Here is a 17538-nt window from a genome sequence, read left to right as displayed (position 1 = left end):
GCGCCCAGGAGGTTGTGAATGACCGAGCGTCGCCGCATCTCCTCCGGCTCCGCCTTCGAGGCGGCGGCGGGCTATTCCCGTGCGGTGGTGGATGGGAACGACATCTTCGTCTCCGGCACCACCGGCTATGATTATGCCGCCATGGAGCTGCCGGAGGATCTGGTGGCGCAGACCCATGGCTGCTTCCGCAACATCGCCGCTGCGCTGGCTGAGGCGGGCGCCAGCCTCGATGATGTGGTGCGCGTGCGCTACATCGTGACCCGGGCGGAATATGCCGACAGCGTGTTCCCGATCTTCGGCCAGTACTTCGCCAAGGCGCGTCCGGCGGCGACGCTTATCGTCGCCGGCCTGCTGCAGCCCGAGATGAAGATCGAGATCGAGGTGACGGCGCGCCGGCAGGGCTGAGCCGGAACTCCAACCAAGCCTCGGTCAAGCCTCAAAGCCTTTTCGCTTTACAGCGCCCGCGTCTCGGGATGGAATCGTTCAAAACGAGAACACCCCGGGAGACGCTCCATGTGCCACATCTTCGCCGGCCAGGCGCCCGAAACCTATGACAGCCAGACGCGCTCGGTGCGCATTGGCGGTCATTCGACCTCGATTCGGCTCGAAGCCGCGTTCTGGACCGTGCTGGAAGAGGTCGCCGCCCATCAGGGCATGAGTCTCGGCAAATTCGTCACCAAGCTGCATGACGAGGTGCTGGACCTGCACGGGGAGGTGCGCAACTTCGCCTCGCTGCTGCGCTGCTCCTGTCTGATCTATCTCACCGAGCTGCGCCCGGCCAAGATCGCCCCCGCCGCCGCGCATGAGCGCTATCTCTGCGAGAGCTCGCGGGTGCATCTCCACGCGGCCGAATAGGCGGCGCGCGCGTTGCGCCGCCCGGCAATGCACATCGTGGTGATGTGTTAGCTATCTACCACCTGCCGGTCCCTCTGCGGCCTAGCATCCTCGTCAAGGCGATCTGCGTCGCCGAATGAGGTTCAAGGTCGGAGGTACAGGTGGCGAAGGCCATTCATTCGATGATCCGCGTGCTGGACGAGGCGCGCTCGGTGGATTTCTACGCGCGGGCCTTCGGGCTGACGATCGCGCAGCGGCTTCCCTTTGACGGCTTCACGCTGGTCTATCTGCGCAACCCGGAAGCCGATTTCGAGGTCGAGCTGACCATTAATCACGATCGCAGCGAACCGTACGCGCTGGGCGACGGCTACGGCCACATCGCCTTCGTGGTGGATGATCTTGAAGCGGAGCATGCGCGCTTCACGCAAGCTGGCCTCAATCCGCAGCCCGTCAAGGAATTCTTCCATGAGGGATCGCTGCTGGCCAAGTTCTTCTTCGTCACCGATCCCGACGGTTACAAGATCGAGGTGCTGCAAAAACACGGCCGCTACCGCTGAAGGACCGCGCCGGCACGCCAAGCGGCGCGGAATACATCAATAATACATAAAATTACCCTGGGAGGTAACAATGCCAACACTGATCGACAGGCGCGGCCCTTCACGCCGGGCCGTGCTCGCCGGCCTCGGCGCCGCCGGCGCGCTGATGGTGAGCGGCGCGGCGGTGCTCAACCCCCGCGAGGCGTGGGGGCTTGAAGTCACCGCGCTGAAGCCGGAAACCATGCGCACGCTCATCGTGATGGCGCGCGATGTCTACCCGCATGACCGCATCCCCGACCGCTTCTACGCCATCGCCATGAAGCCCTATGAGGCGGACGCGGCCAAGGACCCGGCGCTGAAGGCGCTGGTGGAGGACGGTGTCGTCACGCTCGACACGCTGTCCAAGGCCAAATACGGCACGGCCTATGCCGATATCGGCTGGGAGGACCAGCGCGTGGCGGTGCTGCGCGAGATCGAGGACAGCGCCTTCTTCCAGAAGGTGCGCGGCGGCCTCGTGGTCGGCCTCTACAACCAGGAGGAGGTGTGGCCGATCTTCGGCTATGAGGGCTCCTCGGCCGACAAGGGCGGTTACATCGACCGCGGCTTCAACGACATCGCCTGGCTGTGAGGGGAGGCTCAACCCATGTCCGCACCCTTCGATCTGAATGATGATTCCGTCGTCGTCATCGTCGGCTCCGGCGCCGGCGGCGGCACGCTCGGCACCGAGCTGGCGCTCAAGGGCATCAAGGTGGTGATCCTTGAAGCCGGCCAGCGCCACAACATGGAAGACTTCGTCAACAACGAGTGGGAGAGCTTCGCCCAGCTCGCCTGGAAAGACATGCGCACCACGTCCGGCTCGTGGCGGGTGCACAAGAACTTTCCCAATCTCCCGGCCTGGATCGTCAAGGCGGTCGGCGGCTCCTCGGTGCACTGGGCTGGCGCGTCGCTGCGCTTCCAGGAACACGAGTTCAAGACCCGCACCACCTATGGCGACATTGACGGCGCCAACCTGCTCGACTGGCCGATCACGCTGGCCGAGATGGAACCGTGGTACGCCAAGGCCGAGGACCGCATGGGCGTGACCCGCACCAACGGCATTCCCGGCCTGCCCGGCAACAACAACTTCAAGGTGTTCGAGGCCGGGGCGAAGAAGATCGGTTACCAGGAGGTCTCGACCGGCCGGATGGCGATCAACAGCGAGCCGCGCGCGGACCGGGGCTCCTGCCAGCAGATCGGCTTCTGCTTCCAGGGCTGCAAGTCGGGCGCGAAATGGTCGACGCTGATCGCCGAGATTCCGCGCGGCGAGGAAACCGGCAATCTGGAAGTGCGCCCGCAAAGCATGGTGCAGAAGATCGAGCACGATGCTTCGGGCAAGGTGACGGGCGTGGTCTATGTCGACAAGGACGGCAAGACCCAGCGCCAGAAGGCACGCATCGTCGCGGTGGCCGGGAACTCCATCGAGAGCCCGCGCCTGCTGCTCAATTCCGCCAGCGCCATGTTCCCGGACGGCCTCGCCAATTCCTCGGGGCAGGTGGGGCGTAACTACATGCGCCACATGACGGGTTCGGTCTACGGCATCTTCGAGAAGCCGGTGCACATGTATCGCGGCACCACCATGGCCGGAATCGTGCGCGACGAGGCCCGGAACGACACCAAGCGCGGCTTCGCCGGCGGCTATGAGATGGAGACGCTGTCGCTCGGCGTGCCCTTCATGGCCGCCTTCCTCGATCCCGGCGGCTGGGGGCGCTCCTTCACCTCCGCCATGGACGGCTATGTCAACATGGCCGGGTTGTGGATCGTCGGCGAGGACATGCCGCAGGAGACCAACCGCGTCACCCTCAATACCGATGTGAAGGACCAGTACGGCCTGCCGGTGGCCAATGTGCATTTCGACGATCACCCCAATGATGTCGCGATGCGCAACCACGCCTATAGCCGTGGCGCGGCGATCTACGATTCGGTGGGCGCAGTGCGTACCTTCCCGACGCCGCCTTACCCCTCGACCCACAATCTCGGCACCAACCGGATGAGCGAGAAGCCGCGCGACGGCGTGGTGAACAAGCACGGTCAGACGCACGACATCCCCAACCTGTTCATCTCCGACGGCAGTCAGTTCACCACCGGCGGCGCGGAGAACCCGACGCTGACCATCGTGGCGCTGGCGCTCAGGCAGGCGGACTTCATCGCCGGGGAAATGTCGCGCAAGACGATCTGATCCGATCGCGCGCGCCAGCCGTAAGTGTCATGCCGGAATGCCCTCCGGCCACCACCCGTGGGTGACGCCTATACTCGTCTCACTCAGCCGTCGGCGTGTCGCGCCGGCGGCTTTTTCTTTCGCCCGCGACGCGGGCTGTGGCGCGTCTGGCCGGCACCTGTCTTGCCAGCGTCAGGCTAAGCGATTAGCAACGCTTCGCCCGCGCCCGAGCGCGCGCGCCACAGGCGAATGCGAGGAAACCATGGCGACCCACAAGCTCCTGCTTCTTCCCGGCGACGGTATCGGCGTCGAAGTGATGGCCGAGGTGAAGCGGGTCATTGACTGGCTCGACCGGCGCGGCGTCGCTTCCTTCGCCATCGAGGAGGATCTCGTCGGCGGGGCTGCCTATGATTCCTGCGGTCAGCCGATTTCCGAAGAGGCGATGGCCAAGGCCTTTGCCGCCGATGCCATTCTTCTCGGCGCGGTGGGCGGCAGCAAATGGGCCAATGTGCCTTATGAGGACCGGCCGGAAGCGGGACTCCTGCGCCTGCGCAAGGATCTGCAGCTTTTCGCCAATCTGCGCCCCGCCGTCTGCTATCCCGCGCTCGCCGACGCCTCCAGCCTGAAGCGCGATCTGGTCGAAGGGCTCGACGTGCTGATCGTGCGCGAGCTGACCGGCGGCGTCTATTTCGGCGAGCCGAAGACCATCACCGATCTCAGTGACGGCCAGAAGCGCGCCATCGACACCCAGGTGTATGAATCCTACGAGATCGAGCGCATCGCCCGCGTCGCCTTCGAGCTGGCCCGCACCCGCCGCAACAAGGTGGTGTCGACGGAAAAGCACAATGTGATGAAGACCGGCCTGCTGTGGAAGCAGGTGGTGAGCGAGGTGCACGGCTCCAGCTACGAGGATGTCGATCTGGAGCACCAACTGGCCGATTCCTGCGGCATGCAATTGGTGCGCGCGCCCAAGCAGTTCGATGTCATCGTCACTGACAACCTCTTTGGCGATATCCTCTCCGACGTGGCGGCGATGCTCACCGGCTCGCTCGGCATGCTGCCCTCCGCCTCGCTCGGTGGAGTGGAAGAAGTTTCCGGCCGCCGCCGCGCGCTCTATGAGCCGGTGCACGGCGCCGCCCCTGATATCGCCGGCAAGGGCATCGCCAACCCGATCGCCATGATCGGCTCGCTGGCCATGGCGCTGCGCTACTCCTTCGGCGAATTGGACGCGGCCAACCGCATCGAGGCGGCGATCGCCGGGGTGCTGGCGGGCGGCGTGCGCACCGCCGACATCTATTCCGAGGGCAAGACCCGCGTCGGCACGTCCGGCATGGGCGACGCCATTCTCGCCGAGCTCGACAAGGCGGCCTGAACCGCCCGCGACATCCCGCGATAAGAAAAGCCCGGCTGACGCCGGGCTTTTTTCTGTCGCGCCGTCGGTTGCATGAAAAAGCCCGGCACGGGCCGGGCTTCGACAGCGTTGGACGGTTTCGTCGCGAAAGGCGGGCGAATCAATAGCCCGGCAGGTCGAAACGGCTCGGCAGCGGCCAGCGGATGCCGGTGATGGTGCTGTCGTCGCCATATTGCGGGTAAACGGGCTGGGCGACGTAGATATAGTTGAGGTCGCGCGCCGTGCCGGGCTTCACCACCGGGCCGGGATCGAGATAGGAGCGCGGCGGCAGCTTGCGGATGATGATGCGGGTGCCGTTGTCCTGCGCCTGGACAGGGGCCGTGGCGACCACGGCGGAGCCGGCGACAACAGCGGCAAGGGCGAACAGGGCGACACGCATCTCAACCTCCAGGAAACGGTCGCGTCGCGCGGCGCGGACGGTCTCGTTCGGTACAACATTGCCCGGAACTTATCGTTCCGTCGAGATGAGGAAAGTCCTAATTGCGGCGATCGGCGACGAAATGCGCCGCTTCTTTCAGAAGTGTGGCTGCGCTGCCAAAGCCGGCGAGGGCGGTTTCGGCCTCCTCCACCAGCCGGGCGAGCTCCGCCCGGGCGCCCTCGACGCCGAGCTTGCCGACCAGCGTGGCCTTGCCGGCGGCGGCGTCCTTGCCCACTGCCTTGCCCACCAGCCCCGCCTCGCCCTCGACATCGAGCAGGTCGTCGGCGATCTGGAAGGCGCGGCCGACCGCGCGGGCGTAGCGTTCGAGGCTAGCCCGCTCCGAAGCGCTCGCCCGGCCGAGCAGCGCTCCCGCTTCGCAGGCGTGGCGCAGCAGCGCGCCCGTTTTCATCGCCTGCAGCTCGATGATGGAATCGGCCGGCAGGTCGAGCGGCACGCGGTGGAGCGGCCCTTGCGCGAATCGCCCCTCGGCGGCGAGGTCGAGCATCTGCCCGCCGATCATGCCGGCGACACCGGCCGCGCGGGCCAGGCTGGCGACCAGCGCGAGCCGAATGGTAGGGTCGGTGTCCTCTCCCCCGGAGGCGAGTATTTCGAAGGCAAGGGTCAGCAGCCCGTCACCGGCGAGAATCGCCGTCGCCTCATCATAGGCGCGGTGCACGGTCGGCCGGCCGCGCCGCATGTCGTCATTGTCCATGGCGGGCAGGTCATCATGCACCAGCGAGTAGCAATGGAGACACTCCAGCGCCGCCGCCGCCGGCAGCGCCTGCGCGGGCGCGACGCCGAACAGCGCCGCCGATTCGATGACCAGGAACGGACGCAGCCGCTTGCCGCCAGCCAATGTGGCATGCCGCATCGCCGCCGCCAGCCGCTCGCCGGGCGCGCCGGCGCGGGTGATGGCGCCGTCGAGATAGGCGGCGACGGCCTCCGCGGTGCGGGCGAGGGCAAGCGGCAGGGCGGGGCGGCTGTCGGTGGCGGGCATCGGGACCGAGGGATCGCGCGAGAGGGGATGTGCGTTGCGTGCCCGAGCCGGGCGGCGCGGTCAAGCGAGGCGATGGCCGCATCGCGGGTCCGGTCGACCGCCGGTGGCCGGGCGGCTAGACTGGCGGGGTCGGGGAGAGAGCATGGGTCGGGTGTGGAGCTGGGTGTGGAAGATCGCGCTGGTGGTGGTCGCGACGCCGCTTGTGCTCGGGCTGCTCTATAATGTGCTGCCGGCGCCATCGACGCTGATGCTGGGCCGCTGGCTCTCCGGCCAGAGGGTGGAGCGCGTCTGGCTGCCCTTCGCCGACATCTCGCCCAACCTGGTCCGCTCGGTACTGGCCTCGGAGGATGCGCGCTTCTGCACCCATTCCGGCATCGACATGGTGGAGTTGCAGGGGGTGATCGACGAATCGGACGGGCTGAACGCGCCCCGCGGCGCCTCCACCATCACCATGCAGCTCGCCAAGAACCTGTTCCTGTGGAACGGCCGCAGCGTCATCCGCAAGGGGCTGGAGCTGCCGCTGGCGCTGTATCTCAACCTGGTGATGTCGAAGCAGCGCCAGCTCGAAATCTATCTCAACATCGCCGAATGGGGACCGGACGGCGAATTCGGCGTCGAGGCGGGCGCGCAGCGGGCCTTCGGGCGCTCCGCCCGCGATCTCAGCTCCCGGCAGGCGGCCCTGCTGGCTGTGATGCTGCCCAATCCGCACCGGCGCGACGCCGGCAAGCCCGGGCGGGGGCTGAACCGGCTGGCGGGCAATCTTCAGGCCCGCATTCCGCGCGAGGGGGCGGAACTGACATCCTGCCTGTGACGAGCCGCCGCCGTGCGCGAAGCCTGCGACAGAATTGCGTCAGCCCCTTTCGCTCGCGCCTATGAGTCTGTATAAGCCGCCACTCGAATTACGCACCATCCGGCGCGGCCCTTCCGACTGGGCGTGAGCCAGGCCGGGACAGGAGAAGACCATGGCAGTTCCGAAGAAGAAAACCAGCCCGTCGCGTCGCGGCATGCGCCGTTCCGCCGACGCCCTCGCCAAGCCGACCTATATCGAGGACAAGGATTCGGGCGAGCTTCGCCGTCCCCATCACCTCGACCTGAAGACCGGCATGTATAAGGGCCGGCAGGTGCTGAAGGTCAAGGCCGAGGCCTGATCCGCCGCGCCTGTGTGCCGATCTGTCCGAAGCCGGCCCTCGGGCCGGCTTTCGCGTGTCCGGCCGGTGCATTTGCCGCGCGGTGGTAACGATCCGGAAGCGTTGGTGCCGTATTCTTGTAAGGGGGCCACTGATAATGTGCGCTCGCCCCCCAAGTGTACCCGCCTCGGGCGCGTTCGAACGGAGAGCCTGTCGTGTTGCGTCGTGCGAGCCGTGGATCATCTCAGGCCTTCGCCTGGCTGCTGGCGCTGGTGCTGGTCGCGCCGGTGCTGGCCGGCTGCGCCGGGCGCCCGGGACCGGACGCGCTCACCGTCATCGAGAATGACGATGTCAGCATCAGCACCCACACGTTGCTCGTCGCCTCGGCCCGCGCGCGCGATCCGCGCCCCGGCGTGTTCTACAGCGGAGAGCGCACGCCGGAACTGAGCTTCGCCAAGATCGAGGTTAGCGTACCGCCCACTCACAAGCCGGGCATGGTGGAGGCGCCGACGCAGTCGCCGCCCAATCCCGCGACCGACATGGTGGTGCGCGAGGCGGAATATCGCGAGACGCCGAAGGAATTTTCCGCCGACCTCCAGCGCGAACTGGCGAAGTTCCCGGCCGGCAGGCGGCAGGCGGTCATCTTCGTCCACGGCTACAACACGCTGTTCTCTGAGGCGCTGTACCGGCTTACCCAGATGGCCGAGGATTCGAAGGCGACGGGCGTGCCGGTGCTGTTCACCTGGGCCTCGCGTGGCGAAATCTCGGATTATGTCTACGACAATAACAGCGCCACCGCCGCCCGCGACCGGCTGGAGGAGACGATACGGCTCGTCTTCGCCAGCGGCGCCGACCAGGTGAGCATCGTCGCGCATTCCATGGGCAATTGGGTCACGGTGGAAGCGCTGCGGCAGATTCAGATTTCCGGCAAGCGCCTGCCGGTGGAAAAGATCGGCAATATCGTCCTGGCCGCGCCCGACATTGATGTCGATGTGTTCAAGAGCCAGCTCAAGCGCTTCGGCAAGCCGCCCAAGCCGTTCCTTGTCATCGTCTCCAGCGATGACAAGGCGCTGGCCTTTTCCGACTTCATCGCCGGCGACAAGCCCCGTCTCGGGGCCTACACCCACGACACCGAACTGGTCGAACTCGGCGCGATCGTTGTCGACATGTCCAATGTGAAGTCGCTGGATGGCTTCAACCACGCCAAATTCGCCCAGTTGGCGGAACTCGCCCCGGAACTGCGCGGGATGATCGCCCGCGCCGCACAGCAGGGCGATGCGAAGGTCGATCTGGCCGGCATCCGGGTCTCCGGGCTCGATCGTGCCCGCGCCGCTGCGATCACCGCCGGACTGCCGGTAGTGCCGGTGCCGGCATCGGCGAGCGCCCGCAACGGTGCGCCGGCGCTCGACACTTCGGGGGCGGTCGTCAGCGCCAGCGCGGTCCCGCAGCCCTAGCCGCCGGGGCTCGGCGCCTCAGGCGCGATGCCGAAAGCGGGCATCAGCCCGCCCTGGCGATCACTCCTTCTTGCCGCCATCCCCGAGCTTGTCGAGCCGCTTCTGCATATCCGCCACCTGGCGCCGCAGCTCATCGAAATCGTCGGGCTGCGGACCGGCCTGTGTCGTGGGAGACGAGGCGGCCTCCTCGCGCCCATTGGGCAGGAACATCTTGAAGGTCCGGTCGAACATTTCCATGTTGCGCCGCACCTGCTCTTCCAGCATGCCGAAGCCGCCCATGCCGGGGAGCCCGAGCGTCTTGGAGAAGTGCTCGCGCAGGTTGTTCTGTTCCTTGCTGAAGTTCTCGATCGACATGTCGAGGTAGCGGGGAACCAGCATCTGCATGCTGTCGCCATAGAAGCGGATGATCTGGCGCAGGAAATTGATCGGCAGCAGATTCTGGCCCTTGCCTTCCTGCTCGAAGATGATCTGGGTCAGTACGGAATGGGTGATGTCGTCGGAGGTTTTGGCGTCGTAGACGACGAAATCTTCGCCGTTCTTGACCATCTGCGCGAGATCTTCAAGCGTCACATAGGTGCTTGTGCCGGTATTGTAGAGGCGGCGGTTCGCGTATTTCTTGATGGTGACGGGTTCGGTGGATTTTGCCATTGTGATCCAGTCGCCTTGATCGTTTCCCATTGAAAATCCTAGGACGTTTCCCGGCGCCCGGCTACAGGAATTGTGGCGCTCGCGAGATGCCCCGCGCGCAGCGCGTGCGCTGCACCCTGACGTGGCGTCAGTAAAATCAGCGTGGCATTGACATGGATCACAGGTGGCCACCACGATGCTGTCACACCTAAACAACAAGGTGAGGCGCCGGCCGGCAGGCCGTGCCCGCATCCAGGCCCGTACCGGAGGACGTCATTCATGAAAGACGGCATCGTCATCGTCGGCGCCGCCCGCACCGCTGTCGGCGCGTTCAACGGCGTGCTTTCCTCGCTGCCCGCCCATGAGCTGGGCAAGGTCGCGATCAGCGCGGCGCTGGAGCGCGCCGGTGTCGCGCCCGGCGAGGTGAGCGAGACCATCATGGGCCAGATCCTCACCGCCGGCGCGGGGCAGAACCCGGCGCGCCAGGCGTCGGTGGCGGCCGGCATTCCGGTGGAAAGCCCCGCCTGGGGCGTGAACCAGCTCTGCGGCTCCGGCCTGCGCGCCGTCGCGCTCGGCTATCAGGCGATCCTCAACGGGGACAGCGAGATCGTCGTCGCCGGCGGCCAGGAATCGATGAGCCAGGCGCCGCATTGCGCCCATCTGCGCAACGGCACCAAGATGGGCAGCCTCGAGATGGTCGATACCATGATCAAGGACGGCCTGTGGGACGCCTTCAACGGTTACCACATGGGCACCACTGCCGAGAACGTTGCCCGCCAGTGGCAGATCACCCGCGACGAGCAGGACAATTTCGCCGTCCGCTCGCAGAACAAGGCCGAGGCGGCGCAGAAGGCGGGCCGGTTCAAGGACGAGATCGTCCCGGTCACGATTTCCTCGCGCAAGGGCGACGTGATCGTCGCCGATGACGAGTATCCGCGCCACGGCGCCACCATCGAGACGATGACCAAGCTGCGCCCGGCCTTCTCCAAGGACGGCACGGTCACCGCGGGCAATGCGTCGGGCATCAATGACGGCGCCGCCGCCGTGGTGCTGATGTCCGCCGCCCGGGCCGCCAGCGCCGGCAAGACGCCGCTGGCGCGCATCGTCTCCTGGGCGCAGGCGGGCGTCGATCCCGCCATCATGGGCTCCGGGCCGATTCCCGCCTCCCGCCGCGCGCTGGAAAAGGCCGGCTGGAGTGCCGCCGATCTCGACCTGATCGAGGCCAACGAGGCCTTCGCGGCGCAGGCCTGCGCGGTGAACAAGGATCTCGGCTGGGATACCGACAAGGTGAACGTCAATGGCGGCGCCATCGCCATCGGCCACCCCATCGGTGCCTCGGGAGCGCGCATTCTCACCACGCTGCTCTACGAGATGGAGAAGCGCGACGCCAAGAAGGCGCTTGCCACGCTGTGCATTGGCGGCGGCATGGGCATCGCCATGTGCCTTCAGCGCGACTGAGGCGACAGGGTCACGGCGGCTTCACACCGTGACCACTGGCGGCAGGGCGGGCTTTCCGCCTTGCCGTGCGAAAGAATCGACGTACAACCGTCGCGAGTTCCCTAGGGAAAGGGACGCCAGAGGGGGGAGACATGGCGCGTGTTGCATTGGTCACGGGTGGGACGCGCGGCATCGGCGCGGCCATCTGCAAGGCCCTGAAGGGGGCGGGCTATTCCGTTGCCGCCAATTATGCCGGCAATGACGCGGCGGCTGCCGCGTTCACGGCGGAGACCGGCATTCCCACCTTCAAATGGGATGTCTCGGATTTCGAAGCCTGCAAGGCAGGCATCGCCGCAGTGACGGCGGCGCTCGGGCCGGTCGAGGTGCTGGTGAACAATGCCGGCATCACGCGCGACGGCATGCTGCACAAGATGTCGCCGGAGAACTGGCACGCGGTGATCAACACCAACCTCACCTCGGTGTTCAACATGTGCCGCAACGTGATCGAAGACATGCGCGAGCGCGGCTTCGGCCGCATCGTCAACATCTCCTCCATCAACGGCCAGAAGGGGCAGATGGGGCAGACCAATTATTGTGCCGCCAAGGCCGGCGAGATCGGCTTCACCAAGGCACTGTCGCAGGAAGTCGCCCGGAAGGGTGTCACCGTCAACGCCATCTGCCCCGGCTATATCGCGACGGAAATGGTGCTGGCGGTGCCGAAGGACGTGCTGGAGAAGAGCATCCTGCCGCAGATACCCGTCGGACGGCTCGGCGAGGCTGAGGAAATCGCGCGCTGCGTCGTGTTTCTCGCCGCCGATGAGGCCGGATTCATCACCGGCTCGACGCTCTCCGCCAATGGTGGCCAGCATCTCGCCTGAGACGACCGCCGCCGCCCGCCGGTGAGGCGCGCGGCGGCTGCCCGTCAGCGGGTTTCGGTCTTAAGCACCTTGCCGCTGGTACGGTCGATGTCGATCTCGATCTCGCGCTGGTCGGCATTCCTGCCTTCCACCTCCCATTTGCCGTCATCGAGCTCGATCTTGGTGACACTTGCCACGCCATTGTCACGGGCAATGCGCAGCGCGTCCTCAATGCCGGTCGTCGGGGTCTGGGCGAGAGCGGGCGCGGCGACGAGCACGCAGGCGGTGAGGACGGGGGCCAGGGAGAGGACCAGGGCGCGGGGCAGGGGACTGACGGGCGTCGTCATGAGAGACTCCTGAAATTGAAGATGACGTTAGGGTAAGAAGCGCCTGCCACTGCGGTTCCCCCGCTGCGGCCGATTGTCGTCATCTCGGCGGAAGCGGCCCGGGCGATGGGAGCGGTGGAGGGGCCAGTGCACCACCGGGTGCAGGGCCGGATCTCGGGCCATATGGCCGACCTCTTGGTCGACCTCTTGGCCGACCTCTTGGTCGACCTCTTGGTCGACCTCTTGGCGCCGGCCGCCGGCCCGGCCATAAGGGGCTCCCGCAAAGGTGTCACATGCCCCGTTCCGCTCCGCTCGAATCCGTGCCCGTCCCTGTTCCGTTATCGCGCCGCACCGCGACCGCCATAGGGTTCACCGCCATCCTGCTGTGGTCGACGCTGGCGCTGGCCACCTCCTCCACCGGCGCGGTGCCGCCCTTCCTGCTCACCGCGCTGACCTTCGCCATTGGCGGCGTCGTCGGCCTCGTCACGGCGGTGCTGCGCGGTGTCGGGCTTTCCGTGCTGCGCCAGCCCTGGCCGGTGTGGCTGCACGGTGTGGGCGGCTTGTTCGGCTATCACTTCTTCTATTTCTCGGCCCTGAAGCTGGCGCCGCCAGCGGAAGCTGGCCTGATCGCCTATCTCTGGCCGCTGCTCATCGTGCTGTTCTCCGCCTTCCTGCCGGGCGAAAAGCTGCGGCCGGCGCACATCTTCGGCGCGCTGATGGGCCTTGCCGGCACGGTGGTGCTGCTCGGCGGCCGGGCCGGCGGCTTCGGTTTCGCGCCGGAATATGTGCCCGGCTATCTCGCCGCCGCGTTCTGCGCGGTGATCTGGTCGGTCTATTCCGTCGCCTCGCGCCGCTTCGCCGGGGTGCCGACGGAAGTGGTGGCCGGCTTCTGCCTCGCCACCGCAGCGCTCTCCGCGCTCTGCCATGCGCTGTTTGAACCCGCGGTGTGGCCGGTTGGGGTCGGGGAGTGGCTGGCCGTGGTCGCGCTCGGCATCGGCCCGGTGGGCATCGCGTTCTACACCTGGGACATCGGCATGAAACGCGGCGACATCCGGCTGCTCGGCGTGATGTCCTATGCCGCGCCGGTACTCTCCACCCTGTTGCTGGTGGCGGCCGGATTCGCGGCGCTGAGCTGGTCGCTCGGGCTCGCCTGCGCGCTCATTGTCGGCGGTGCGGCGGTGGCGACGCTGCTGGCGCGGCGGTAGCGACGGACAGGGATCAGCCCGGCGACCAGCCGGGGGCCGCGAGCTCAAATCCGGCGAAATGGAAGCCCGGCGCCACAGTGCAGCCGACCAGAGTCCAGTCACCGAGGCTGCGGGCGGACTGCCAGGCGGCCCGGGGGACGATGCGCTGCGGCTCCTCGCCGGCGTCGATGCCCGGGCCGAGAAGATGCGGCACGACCGGGCCGGCCGCTTCGGCGGCGATGCTGAGTTCCAGCGGCGCGCCGGCATGCCAGTGCCACATCTCCACCGCGTCCACGCGGTGCCAGTGCGACACCTCGCCCGCGGCAAGCAGGAAATAGATCGCGGTCGAGGCCGCGCGCCCGTCCGGCGTCTGCTGGCTGTCGCGGAAGGTCTCGCGATAGTGCCCGCCTTCCGGGTGCGGGACAAGGCCGAGCTGGGCGATAATGTCCTGGGCGGAAAGGCCGGCGCGGCGCATCGCTCAGCCCCGGAAGCTGTTCTTCAGGTTGCGTAGTTCGGTGAACACCGCGCCCGGCTCGGCGCCGGGCAGGCCGATGCGGGCGGCGAGGTCGGGATCATCGGCGCGCAGGAAGGGATTGGTCGCCTTCTCCGCGCCGATCGTGGTCGGCAGGGTCGGCTGCCCCGCCTCCCGCTGCGCCTCGATCTCCTTCAGCCGTGCGGCGATGGCGGCGTTGTCCGGGTCGACGCTGAGCGCGAACCGGGCATTGGCGAGCGTGTATTCGTGTCCGCAATAGACCGCGATGTCGTCGGGCAGGGTGCGCAGCCGCGCCAGCGATTCCCACAGCACCGGCGGATCGCACTCGAAGGGCCGGCCGCAGCCCATGACGAACAGCGTGTCGCCGGCAAACAGCAGCCTTTCTTCCTCGAACAGGAAGACGATATGGCCCTTGGTGTGGCCGGGCGTTTCCATCACCCGACCCACCAGCCCGCCCACGGCCACGGGGTCGCCGTCCACCACGGCGAAGTCGAGGCCGGGAATGGTGTCGCGCTCGGCGCGCGGGCCGATCACCGTCGCGCCGAAGCGCTCCTTCAGCGCCTCCACCCCGGCGATGTGATCGGTATGATGATGGGTGACGAGGATGTGGGTCAGCGTCCAGTCCTCGCGCTCCAGTGCGGCCAGGACGGGGGCCACCTCCGGCACGTCGATGACGGCGGTGGCCTCGGTCACGGGATCGCGCAGCAGCACCGCGTAATTGTCGGCGAGGCAGGGGATGAGCCGCAGTTCGGCGGGCATGGCGACCTCGAAAATGGTGGCTCGGGAAACAGCGGGACGACACGCCGCCGCCGTCAGTGTAGCAGGCGCGGGCGAAGCGTCAGCGACATTCCTGGGCGGCGCGGTCAATAGCGGCCGAGACGCCGCTGAGCGAATAGGTGTCGGTGGTGACGTTGCCGCGCGCGGAAGTGCTCTTCACCACAACATCCCGACCTTTGCGCAGCGCGTCGACCAGCCGGGCTTCCTCGGCCACATTGCGCACCCAGGCGCCGGTGCCGCGGGTGTAGAGATCGAAACTGTTTGACCCGATGGTCAGTGTCGCGTCGGTGCCTTCCTTGAGCGTGAAGCCCATGACCACGCTCACTTCGCCCTTCACATTCTCGGCGGTGCGGGTGGAGATGAAGAAATAGGCGGGATCGCGCTTCAGCCCGGCCGGCATGCGGGTCTTCGGCTGGGAGAGGGCGTAGCAAATCTTGCCGCTGCCGCTGGTGTCGAGATAGACGCCCCAGTCGCCGGACTGGGTGACCAGCTTGGGCGCACCCTGGGCACTGGCTCCGCCGATCCCGATCAGTGCCATTGCCAGGCCGGTGAGTGCGGCGCGCACGGTGCGTCGTGCCATGGTCTGCATCCTCCGTATCCGAAAGGCCGCCGGGGCGGCTTGCGTGATTCTCCGTCTCAGCGGCTCAGGGATATCCGCGCTCTTGGCGGCTGTGAACCCTTGGCGGTGCAAACGGAAGTGTTCACGCTCAATTGGCGAAAGGGCGGCGGCGAATTGATGGCAGTTCCGCCCTTTGCCGCAAAGATCGCCGCGCCGTCGCTCACCGCGCGCGCAGCCGCGCCAGCGCCGCCCGCGCCGCCATGCGGTGATCCGCGCCGATATGGCTGGCGAGCAGATTCAGCGCGGTGGCCAGTACCGCCGCGTCATCGGTGAAGCCGAGGCCGACGAACACGTCCGGCACAGCATCGGTGGGCAGCAGGAAATAGGCGAGGGCGCCGAACAGAAGCGCGCGCACCCGTGTCGGCGTCTCCCGATCCAGAGCGCAGTAATAGGCCGCCGCCGCGTCCTCGGCGAAGGGAATGCGGGAGAGGGCGCCCGTCAGCTTCGGCCAGAAACCGGCGCGCACACGGGCCTCCTCCTCGGCGCTGGCGCCGGAAAGTCCTTCGGGGGCGATATCCTCGGCGTCAATATGCTCGCGGTCGAGGGCAGGGTCGGCTCGGTGGATCATCGCATTCTCCGGACGGCCCGTGGCGGGGCCGGCATTCCAGCAGATGGTTGCCGCCCCCGGCTTTCGCAACGCCTGCGCCGATCACATCAGCGGATAGGCGGCTTCCACGCGGTAAGGCCCGCCACCGACGGAATCGCGGGACGAATAGAGCACGAAGCGCGACACTTCGAAGGTGGCGCTGCGGAAATAGCCGCGCAGAGCGAGATAATCCGCCACCTGGCGCGGGGCAGCGTCCCGCAGCCGGGCGAGGGTGACATGCGGGCGGAAATTGCGCCCTTCCGGCGGCAGGCCGATGCGCTTCATTGCCCGCTCATGCTCGGCCTGCAGCTCGTTCAGCGCCGGATTGGCCTGCACACCGGCGAAGATGGAGTGCGGCTTGTGATTGCCGAACTGGTCGACGCCGGAAAGGGTGAGATCGAAGCCGAAGCGCTCGATTTCGTCCAGGGCGGCGGCGGCGTCGCGCGCGACCACATGGTCGACATCGCCGATGAAGCGCAGGGTGACGTGGTAGAATTCCGGGCTGATCCAGCGCGCGCCGGGCAGCCCGCCGCGCAGCATCGACAGGTGTTCGGCAACGTCGCTTGGGATTTCGAGGGCGGTGAAGAGCCGCGGCATGACCCCCTCCTGTTGGTGTCGGCAGGGAACCCGCCATCCATTGAGACGGATTCGTAAGACGAGGAAAAGCTAAAATTGCGACAGGCAAAACACGGGCCGTCCGCTGCCTTCGCCACGGCTGACGTGGACGCCTGGAGCCGATATGGTGAGGCATGATGAGCGAATCGACCGACGACGCCGATCTTTTCACTGCGGCTGACGAGGCGCCGACCTCGCTCAGCTTTGCCAGCATCCACGCGCTCTACCGTTACCCCGTCAAGGGGCTGACGCCGGAGCGGCTTGAGCTGGTGGAGCTTGAGACGGGAGGCTATTTCCCCGGCGACCGGCTTTACGCCATCGAGAACGGGCCTTCCGGCTTCATCCCCGAGGCTCCGGCCTTCCAGCCCAAGATCAAGTTCCTGATGCTCATGCGCAATGAGCGTCTGGCGGCGCTGGAGGCGCGCTTCGACGACGCGGCGGCGGAACTGGTGATCCGGCTCGACGGTGAGGAAGTGGCGCGCGGCAGGCTCGACACGGCGGAAGGCCGCGAGGCGATCGAAGCCTTTTTCCAGCGCTACTCCCGCTACGAACTGCGCGGCGCGCCGCGCGTGCTGGCGGCCCCGCCCGCCTTTCGTTTCGTCGACACGACGGAAGGCTATGTCTCGCTGATCAATCTGGCGAGCTGCAGGGCGCTGGGCGAGATCGTCGGCCGTCCCGTGGACCCGTTGCGTTTCCGCGGCAATCTCTATCTCGACGGCATGGAGCCGTGGGAGGAGTTCGACCTTGTCGGCCACACGATCGAGATCGGCAGCCAGGTCCGGCTCAAGGTCACCCAGCGTATCTTCCGCTGCGCCGCCACCAATGTCGATCCGGCCACGGCCAAGCGCGACATGGACCTGCCGGGCACGCTGATGCGGACCTTCGGCCATACCGATTGCGGCATCTTCGCCGAGATCGAGCAGGGCGGGCTGATCGCCGAAGGCGATTCGGTGCGGATCACCGTGTGAACGCCGCTCTTGCGGCGCAGGTCTTGCGGCGCAGGACGAAAAAGGCCCGGCTCGCGCCGGGCCTTTTGTTTGCGGCAG

Annotated in this window: 22 protein-coding genes; 13 read left to right on the top strand and 9 right to left on the bottom strand. The window is 67.0% G+C overall.

Going from position 1 to position 17538, the window contains the following annotated elements:
* The first annotated feature begins 18 nt into the window (after positions 1-18).
* From AAC979_RS13480 to leuB, 6 genes are all read left to right on the top strand, one after another.
* Positions 19-405, top strand: coding sequence for a RidA family protein (locus tag AAC979_RS13480; RefSeq protein ID WP_371347387.1), 387 nt, complete (start codon positions 19-21; stop codon positions 403-405).
* A 108-nt stretch (positions 406-513) separates the two neighbouring features.
* Positions 514-855 (top strand): ribbon-helix-helix domain-containing protein, encoded by a 342-nt coding sequence (locus AAC979_RS13475; RefSeq protein ID WP_371347386.1) that lies wholly within the window; start codon positions 514-516, stop codon positions 853-855.
* A 140-nt stretch (positions 856-995) separates the two neighbouring features.
* Positions 996-1391 carry a VOC family protein gene (locus AAC979_RS13470; protein WP_371347385.1) on the top strand — a complete coding sequence of 132 codons (396 nt, stop codon included), beginning with the start codon at positions 996-998 and terminating at the stop codon, positions 1389-1391.
* A gap of 70 nt (positions 1392-1461) precedes the next feature.
* Complete coding sequence (locus AAC979_RS13465; protein ID WP_371347384.1) at positions 1462-1998, top strand: twin-arginine translocation signal domain-containing protein; 537 nt, start codon at positions 1462-1464, stop codon at positions 1996-1998.
* 15 nt (positions 1999-2013) lie between these two features.
* Positions 2014-3585: a GMC family oxidoreductase gene (locus AAC979_RS13460; protein WP_371347383.1), complete on the top strand. Its 1572-nt coding sequence runs from the start codon at positions 2014-2016 to the stop codon at positions 3583-3585.
* A gap of 241 nt (positions 3586-3826) precedes the next feature.
* Positions 3827-4936, top strand: coding sequence for a 3-isopropylmalate dehydrogenase (gene leuB, locus AAC979_RS13455; RefSeq protein ID WP_371347382.1), 1110 nt, complete (start codon positions 3827-3829; stop codon positions 4934-4936).
* A gap of 139 nt (positions 4937-5075) precedes the next feature.
* Here leuB and AAC979_RS13450 read toward each other — a convergent pair whose 3' ends face one another.
* Positions 5076-5354: a hypothetical protein gene (locus AAC979_RS13450; protein ID WP_371347381.1), complete on the bottom strand. Its 279-nt coding sequence runs from the start codon at positions 5352-5354 to the stop codon at positions 5076-5078.
* Positions 5355-5451: 97 nt separating this feature from the next.
* Positions 5452-6390: a polyprenyl synthetase family protein gene (locus tag AAC979_RS13445; RefSeq protein WP_371347380.1), complete on the bottom strand. Its 939-nt coding sequence runs from the start codon at positions 6388-6390 to the stop codon at positions 5452-5454.
* Positions 6391-6532: 142 nt separating this feature from the next.
* Between AAC979_RS13445 and AAC979_RS13440 the strand changes: the two genes are divergently transcribed.
* The 3 genes from AAC979_RS13440 (at position 6533) to AAC979_RS13430 (ending at position 8971) form a co-directional block, all read left to right on the top strand.
* On the top strand, positions 6533-7201 hold the full coding sequence (locus AAC979_RS13440) for a transglycosylase domain-containing protein (protein ID WP_371347379.1): 669 nt from the start codon (positions 6533-6535) through the stop codon (positions 7199-7201).
* 151 nt (positions 7202-7352) lie between these two features.
* Positions 7353-7538 carry a 50S ribosomal protein L32 gene (rpmF, locus tag AAC979_RS13435; RefSeq protein WP_018387408.1) on the top strand — a complete coding sequence of 62 codons (186 nt, stop codon included), beginning with the start codon at positions 7353-7355 and terminating at the stop codon, positions 7536-7538.
* A gap of 194 nt (positions 7539-7732) precedes the next feature.
* On the top strand, positions 7733-8971 hold the full coding sequence (locus AAC979_RS13430; RefSeq protein WP_371347378.1) for an alpha/beta hydrolase: 1239 nt from the start codon (positions 7733-7735) through the stop codon (positions 8969-8971).
* A 60-nt stretch (positions 8972-9031) separates the two neighbouring features.
* On the opposite strand, the gene phaR is transcribed toward AAC979_RS13430, so the two are convergent.
* Positions 9032-9619 carry a polyhydroxyalkanoate synthesis repressor PhaR gene (phaR, locus tag AAC979_RS13425; protein WP_371349056.1) on the bottom strand — a complete coding sequence of 196 codons (588 nt, stop codon included), beginning with the start codon at positions 9617-9619 and terminating at the stop codon, positions 9032-9034.
* Positions 9620-9877: 258 nt separating this feature from the next.
* On the opposite strand from phaR, the gene AAC979_RS13420 reads away from it, so the two are divergent.
* The gene (locus AAC979_RS13420; RefSeq protein WP_371347377.1) at positions 9878-11056 is read left to right on the top strand and encodes an acetyl-CoA C-acetyltransferase; all 1179 of its coding nucleotides are present in this window, start codon (positions 9878-9880) and stop codon (positions 11054-11056) included.
* Positions 11057-11187: 131 nt separating this feature from the next.
* Positions 11188-11913 (top strand): acetoacetyl-CoA reductase, encoded by a 726-nt coding sequence (gene phbB / locus AAC979_RS13415; protein ID WP_371347376.1) that lies wholly within the window; start codon positions 11188-11190, stop codon positions 11911-11913.
* A gap of 44 nt (positions 11914-11957) precedes the next feature.
* Here the strand turns inward: phbB and AAC979_RS13410 are convergent, their stop codons facing one another.
* On the bottom strand, positions 11958-12239 hold the full coding sequence (locus tag AAC979_RS13410) for a PepSY domain-containing protein (protein ID WP_371347375.1): 282 nt from the start codon (positions 12237-12239) through the stop codon (positions 11958-11960).
* A gap of 272 nt (positions 12240-12511) precedes the next feature.
* Between AAC979_RS13410 and AAC979_RS13405 the strand changes: the two genes are divergently transcribed.
* Entirely contained in the window at positions 12512-13423 is a 912-nt protein-coding gene (locus AAC979_RS13405; protein WP_371347374.1) for a DMT family transporter, read from the top strand.
* Between the two features lie 13 nt (positions 13424-13436).
* Here the strand turns inward: AAC979_RS13405 and AAC979_RS13400 are convergent, their stop codons facing one another.
* The 5 genes from AAC979_RS13400 to thpR form a co-directional block, all read right to left on the bottom strand.
* A complete protein-coding gene (locus AAC979_RS13400) occupies positions 13437-13877 on the bottom strand; it encodes a cupin domain-containing protein (RefSeq protein WP_371347373.1) in 441 nt (146 codons plus the stop codon).
* Between the two features lie 3 nt (positions 13878-13880).
* Positions 13881-14654, bottom strand: a complete 774-nt coding sequence (gloB, locus tag AAC979_RS13395) for a hydroxyacylglutathione hydrolase (RefSeq protein ID WP_371347372.1) — start codon at positions 14652-14654, stop codon at positions 13881-13883.
* Between the two features lie 79 nt (positions 14655-14733).
* Positions 14734-15252: an invasion associated locus B family protein gene (locus AAC979_RS13390; RefSeq protein WP_371347371.1), complete on the bottom strand. Its 519-nt coding sequence runs from the start codon at positions 15250-15252 to the stop codon at positions 14734-14736.
* Between the two features lie 199 nt (positions 15253-15451).
* A complete protein-coding gene (locus AAC979_RS13385) occupies positions 15452-15859 on the bottom strand; it encodes a YkvA family protein (protein WP_371347370.1) in 408 nt (135 codons plus the stop codon).
* Between the two features lie 81 nt (positions 15860-15940).
* The gene (gene thpR / locus AAC979_RS13380; protein ID WP_371347369.1) at positions 15941-16474 is read right to left on the bottom strand and encodes an RNA 2',3'-cyclic phosphodiesterase; all 534 of its coding nucleotides are present in this window, start codon (positions 16472-16474) and stop codon (positions 15941-15943) included.
* A 152-nt stretch (positions 16475-16626) separates the two neighbouring features.
* Here thpR and AAC979_RS13375 point away from each other — a divergent pair, with 152 nt between their 5' ends.
* Positions 16627-17460 (top strand): MOSC domain-containing protein, encoded by an 834-nt coding sequence (locus AAC979_RS13375; RefSeq protein ID WP_371347368.1) that lies wholly within the window; start codon positions 16627-16629, stop codon positions 17458-17460.
* Positions 17461-17538 lie beyond the last annotated feature (78 nt).

This window comes from Ancylobacter sp. IITR112 (genome assembly GCF_041415945.1).
Lineage (GTDB): Bacteria > Pseudomonadota > Alphaproteobacteria > Rhizobiales > Xanthobacteraceae > Ancylobacter.
Note: the sequence above shows the minus strand (reverse complement) of the source record. Positions and strands in the feature narration are given on the sequence as shown.

Bases quoted from the DNA above. Each gene is read 5' to 3' on its own strand.
- AAC979_RS13480 (WP_371347387.1), top strand. From the start codon at position 19: ATGACCGAGCGTCGCCGCATCTCCTCCGGCTCCGCCTTCGAGGCGGCG.
- AAC979_RS13475 (WP_371347386.1), top strand. From the start codon at position 514: ATGTGCCACATCTTCGCCGGCCAGGCGCCCGAAACCTATGACAGCCAG.
- AAC979_RS13465 (WP_371347384.1), top strand. From the start codon at position 1,462: ATGCCAACACTGATCGACAGGCGCGGCCCTTCACGCCGGGCCGTGCTC.
- AAC979_RS13460 (WP_371347383.1), top strand. From the start codon at position 2,014: ATGTCCGCACCCTTCGATCTGAATGATGATTCCGTCGTCGTCATCGTC.
- leuB (WP_371347382.1), top strand. From the start codon at position 3,827: ATGGCGACCCACAAGCTCCTGCTTCTTCCCGGCGACGGTATCGGCGTC.
- AAC979_RS13450 (WP_371347381.1), bottom strand. From the start codon at position 5,354: ATGCGTGTCGCCCTGTTCGCCCTTGCCGCTGTTGTCGCCGGCTCCGCC.
- AAC979_RS13445 (WP_371347380.1), bottom strand. From the start codon at position 6,390: ATGCCCGCCACCGACAGCCGCCCCGCCCTGCCGCTTGCCCTCGCCCGC.
- AAC979_RS13440 (WP_371347379.1), top strand. From the start codon at position 6,533: ATGGGTCGGGTGTGGAGCTGGGTGTGGAAGATCGCGCTGGTGGTGGTC.
- rpmF (WP_018387408.1), top strand. From the start codon at position 7,353: ATGGCAGTTCCGAAGAAGAAAACCAGCCCGTCGCGTCGCGGCATGCGC.
- phaR (WP_371349056.1), bottom strand. From the start codon at position 9,619: ATGGCAAAATCCACCGAACCCGTCACCATCAAGAAATACGCGAACCGC.
- AAC979_RS13420 (WP_371347377.1), top strand. From the start codon at position 9,878: ATGAAAGACGGCATCGTCATCGTCGGCGCCGCCCGCACCGCTGTCGGC.
- phbB (WP_371347376.1), top strand. From the start codon at position 11,188: ATGGCGCGTGTTGCATTGGTCACGGGTGGGACGCGCGGCATCGGCGCG.
- AAC979_RS13410 (WP_371347375.1), bottom strand. From the start codon at position 12,239: ATGACGACGCCCGTCAGTCCCCTGCCCCGCGCCCTGGTCCTCTCCCTG.
- AAC979_RS13405 (WP_371347374.1), top strand. From the start codon at position 12,512: ATGCCCCGTTCCGCTCCGCTCGAATCCGTGCCCGTCCCTGTTCCGTTA.
- AAC979_RS13400 (WP_371347373.1), bottom strand. From the start codon at position 13,877: ATGCGCCGCGCCGGCCTTTCCGCCCAGGACATTATCGCCCAGCTCGGC.
- gloB (WP_371347372.1), bottom strand. From the start codon at position 14,654: ATGCCCGCCGAACTGCGGCTCATCCCCTGCCTCGCCGACAATTACGCG.
- AAC979_RS13390 (WP_371347371.1), bottom strand. From the start codon at position 15,252: ATGGCACGACGCACCGTGCGCGCCGCACTCACCGGCCTGGCAATGGCA.
- AAC979_RS13385 (WP_371347370.1), bottom strand. From the start codon at position 15,859: ATGATCCACCGAGCCGACCCTGCCCTCGACCGCGAGCATATTGACGCC.
- thpR (WP_371347369.1), bottom strand. From the start codon at position 16,474: ATGCCGCGGCTCTTCACCGCCCTCGAAATCCCAAGCGACGTTGCCGAA.
- AAC979_RS13375 (WP_371347368.1), top strand. From the start codon at position 16,627: ATGATGAGCGAATCGACCGACGACGCCGATCTTTTCACTGCGGCTGAC.